3 protein-coding genes and 1 pseudogene are annotated in these 3,882 nt (G+C 64.5%); 3 read left to right on the forward strand and 1 reads right to left on the reverse strand.

Annotated features, from left to right (window positions below; translation table 11 throughout):
* Positions 1-402: 402 nt before the first annotated feature.
* The 3 genes from GOB90_RS18515 to GOB90_RS18525 are packed head-to-tail and all read left to right on the forward strand — an operon-like array spanning position 403 to position 3,765.
* Positions 403-1,479, forward strand: a complete 1,077-nt coding sequence (locus tag GOB90_RS18515; protein WP_146893090.1) for an N-acetylglucosamine kinase — start codon at positions 403-405, stop codon at positions 1,477-1,479.
* A complete protein-coding gene (locus GOB90_RS18520) occupies positions 1,466-2,419 on the forward strand; it encodes an SIS domain-containing protein (RefSeq protein ID WP_146893092.1) in 954 nt (317 codons plus the stop codon). Before GOB90_RS18515 ends, GOB90_RS18520 begins: the two co-directional genes overlap by 14 nt.
* Positions 2,420-2,469: 50 nt before the next feature.
* Positions 2,470-3,765, forward strand: coding sequence for a class II D-tagatose-bisphosphate aldolase, non-catalytic subunit (locus tag GOB90_RS18525; protein WP_146893094.1), 1,296 nt, complete (start codon positions 2,470-2,472; stop codon positions 3,763-3,765).
* A 16-nt stretch (positions 3,766-3,781) separates the two neighbouring features.
* Here GOB90_RS18525 and GOB90_RS18530 read toward each other — a convergent pair.
* Positions 3,782-3,882 (reverse strand): annotated as a pseudogene (locus GOB90_RS18530) (IS5/IS1182 family transposase); the annotation flags it as partial.

Consider the following 3,882-nt stretch of genomic DNA (forward strand, 5'->3'; position numbering starts at 1 on the left):
TATCGCCGCATACGTTTGTCCCCCCAAAGCCCGGGAAAACAGTCAGCACAGGCAGCCAGAAAGTACAACCCTCATTCGCCATCATCAGGGTTTAACTGACGACACGCCGTAGCGGACGCAGTTTACGAGCGGCGATTGCACGCATTTTATTTGACATCAATCATATACGATCATAGGTGTGATTTTATAGAGGTAGTTCCGCTCCTGATTGATCGGCGGATGACGGCCGCCGTCAGGAGTGGCGACGTGAGGAGGCGTGTAGAGATGCAGCAGGCGGACTTGTCCGTTTCACAGGTGGTTTTCCGGGCTGCTTTCGGGACCGTTTGTTCCGCTGCTCTCCTTGTCGCCTCCCCTGCTGCTCCCTGGACGGCGCTGCTTTCCTGTGCCCGGCGATCTGGCTGAATGACTGAAACCGACGGAATTCTGGCGCTCGACGGGGGTGGCTCCAAGACGCTGCTGATCGGCGTTCTTCGGGATGCGACGGTTTTGGTCCGGCGCGCGGCCGGCGGCTCCAATCCGTTTGACCAACCGTGCTGGGCGGACGTCATCGCCGACCTTGTTCGCCCGCCGGTTCCGTTTCAGATCCGGGCCGCCGCATTCGGGATGGCCGGGTATGGCGAGAGTGTGGCGACCACGCGGCGGCAAGACGATCTGGCGGATTCACTGCTGCCGGTGCCGGTCCGGGTTCGCAATGATGTTGAGATGGCCTGTCTCGGGGCGTTTGGCGGCGGGCCGGGCGTGCTGCTGCTTTCGGGGACGGGCTCGATGGCGTGGGCGCGCGGGGCTGACGGGCACAATATGCGTGTCGGCGGCTGGGGCGCTTTGTTCGGGGATGAGGGCAGCGCCTTCTGGATCGGGCGTGAGGCGCTTTCCCTTCTCACGCAGGCGCTGGACGGGCGCGACGCCGGTGCTGCCGATCTGGTGGAGCCGGTTTGTCGTTATCTTGGTCTGACGGATGGGGGCGATGGGATCGGGGCAGAGCTTCTCGCCTGGTATTCGGGTCTTGACCATGAGCGGTCGGCGGTTGCGGCGGTCGCCCGGTGCGTGGGCGATCTTGCGGCGGAAGGGAGTCCTTCGGCGCTGGCGCTGATTGACCGGGCGGCAGCACATCTTGCGCGTCATGTCGGCACGGCGCGCACGGCGCTGTCGAATGAGGCGTTCGTGGATCAGGGGCTGCCGTGGAGCCATGGCGGCGGGACGTTCGCCTGTGCCGCGCTTCTGGACGCCGTCGAGCGGCGTTGCGGGGCGCCGCGGCCCCCGTTGCTTCCGCCGGTCGGGGGCGCGGTTCTGGAGGCCGCCGGTCTGGCGGGCTGGGCTGTGGATGCGGCGTGGATTTCCCGTCTGGCCGCAGGGCTGATTGAGAGTCCGATTGATGATCAGGGGGCGTGCGACCGCGCGGCCGGACTGAATGTGATGATGCCGAAGCTGGCGCCTCCGCCCGCTTCCAGGAAAAAGGACACGCAGGATGAACGCGACTGAGCGTGGTATTCGGGAGCAATTCCCGTTCTGGGACCGTCTGTCGATGGAAGGCGTGAAGGCTGATCCTTCCGTGGTTCATGCGGTGGTTGGCTGCGGCACGTCCGTGCATATCGCGGACTCGATCGCGGCGACGCTGTGTGAGCAGGGCGTGATGGCGCGGGCTGTTCCGGGCAACGAGTGGACATGTCGCCGGACGAGCTATGTTCCCGCGTCGGTTTCGCCCCGGGTTGTGGCGCTGTCGCGTAGCGGGGAGTCCACCGAGACCGTGGCGGCGGCGCGTGCGAGCCGGGCGGCGGGACTACCGGTGACGGCGTTCACCTGCGCGCCCGGGAGCACGCTTTGCGGAGAGGCGGACGAACTGGTTGAGTCCGACACGCATCCCGAGGAGGACATCGTGATGACGGCTTCGGCCAGTCTCATGCTTCTGATGGGACTTCGCTACGCCGGTGTGGACGCCGGGCCTGAGACCACGGCGCGCGCGCGCGCCCTGCTGGATACGGCGGACCCGCATCTGGCGTCGCTGATCCGGGGTCGCGGGCATTTTGTGTTTCTTGGCGGCGGGGCTCTTTACGGCGTGGCGCGTGAGGGAGCGCTGAAGCTTCAGGAAATGAGTCTGAGCCAGACGGAGGCGCATCATCCTCTGGAATATCGTCATGGACCGGTCAGTCTGATCGACGAGCGGTCTTTTGTGACGATCCTTTATCATCCTGACACGATTGAGGAGGAAGCCAGACTGGCTGACGAACTGATCGGGAAGGGCGCAGTTGTTCTCGGGATTGGCGGGCCGGGCACCGTGACGCTGCCTGTCGACGGACCGGCTTCGGTGCGGCCGCTGGTGTGTCTGCCGGTGCTCCAGCTGCTGGGCGAGTATGTGGCGCGGGACAAGGGTCTCGACACGCTGAAGCCGCGTCATCTGACCAAGGTCGTTACCATCGGCTGATGCGCCGCGACGGCGTGTGGTCATCTGTTTCCCGAGCCTGAAAGGTCGTCATGTCGATTGCTCCATTTTTTGATCTTGTGAAGCAGATCCATGATCCGTTGGCGCCGCGCGGGAGCCGGCGGGGTCTGACGTCGGTCTGTTCCGCGCATCCGCTGGTGCTTGAAGCGGCTCTCGGGCGGGCAGCGCGGCTCGGGGAGCCTGTGTTGATTGAGGCGACCTGCAACCAGGTCAATCAGGAGGGCGGTTACACGGGCATGACGCCGGTGGATTTTCTCGATCTTCTGCGCGGGATTGCGGAGAAAGTCGGGTGTCCGTCCGATCTGATCCTGGCTGGCGGCGATCATCTTGGTCCCAGTCCGTGGAAGACGCTTCCGGCAGATGAGGCGCTGAGCCGGGCGGGAGACATGGTTGAGGCTTACGCGCGGGCGGGGTTCGTGAAGCTGCATCTGGATGCCAGCATGGGGTGTGCGGGCGAGTCCGCAGCGCTGGCGGACGACATTGTCGCCGCGCGGGTTTGTGCGCTGGCCGCGCGGGCGGAGGCTGTGGCGCCGGGGCGGGTGGTTTATGTGATCGGGACGGAAGTTCCGGTTCCGGGCGGGGCGGCGGAGGCGCTGGACCATCTGACGCCGACGAGTCCGTCCGCCGCTGCGGAGACGTTGCGGCTCCACGAGACTGTGTTTCGCGCGGCGCTGGGCGACGAGGTGTGGTCACGGGTGATTGCGCTAGTGGTTCAGCCGGGTGTTGAGTTCGGGGTTGAGGAGGTCGCTCTTTACGACCGTGATCGCGCGCGGTCACTTTCGGACGTGCTGGGCGGGATGCCTGGGCGCATTTTTGAGGCGCACTCGACGGATTACCAGACCGGGGTGGGGCTGCGGGCTCTTGTTGAGGATGGGTTCGCGCTGCTGAAGGTGGGACCCGGTCTGACGTTTGCGTTGCGTGAGGCGCTGTATGCGCTGGATGCGTTGCGGGGGGCGCTGCTGCCGCAGCAGGAGAGTCTGCGGGACGTGATGGAGCGTGTGATGCTGCATGATTCTTCGCACTGGGCGGGCCATTACGAAGGGTCTCCTTCGCAGCTTACGGTATTGCGGCATTATGCTTGGAGTGATCGCATCCGCTATTACTGGCCGAAGCCGGAGGCCGGCGAGGCGGTGGACACGCTGTTTTCGCAGCTTGCGGACATCGGGATGCCGGACCCTCTGATCAGGCAGTTTCTGCCGACTCTGTTTGCAAGGCTGCGTTCGGGTGGGATTGCGCGGGAGCCTCAGGTAATCGTTATTGCAGCGGTGACGGATGTGCTGGACATGTATGGCGCGGCGTGCACGCCGGAGTCCGGAAAAGGCGTCTGATCGTTAGGCTCAGGACTCATTTTTTGAGATAGAAGATGAAGCTTGCGGCGATATGGATTGCGGACATGAAGGTGTGGGCGCATCTGTCATATCGGGTTGCGACCCGTCGCAGTCTTT

It is taken from the genome of Acetobacter oeni, from assembly GCF_011516825.1.
GTDB lineage: Bacteria > Pseudomonadota > Alphaproteobacteria > Acetobacterales > Acetobacteraceae > Acetobacter > Acetobacter oeni.

Bases quoted from the DNA above. Each gene is read 5' to 3' on its own strand.
- GOB90_RS18515 (WP_146893090.1), top strand. From the start codon at position 403: ATGACTGAAACCGACGGAATTCTGGCGCTCGACGGGGGTGGCTCCAAG.
- GOB90_RS18520 (WP_146893092.1), top strand. From the start codon at position 1,466: ATGAACGCGACTGAGCGTGGTATTCGGGAGCAATTCCCGTTCTGGGAC.
- GOB90_RS18525 (WP_146893094.1), top strand. From the start codon at position 2,470: ATGTCGATTGCTCCATTTTTTGATCTTGTGAAGCAGATCCATGATCCG.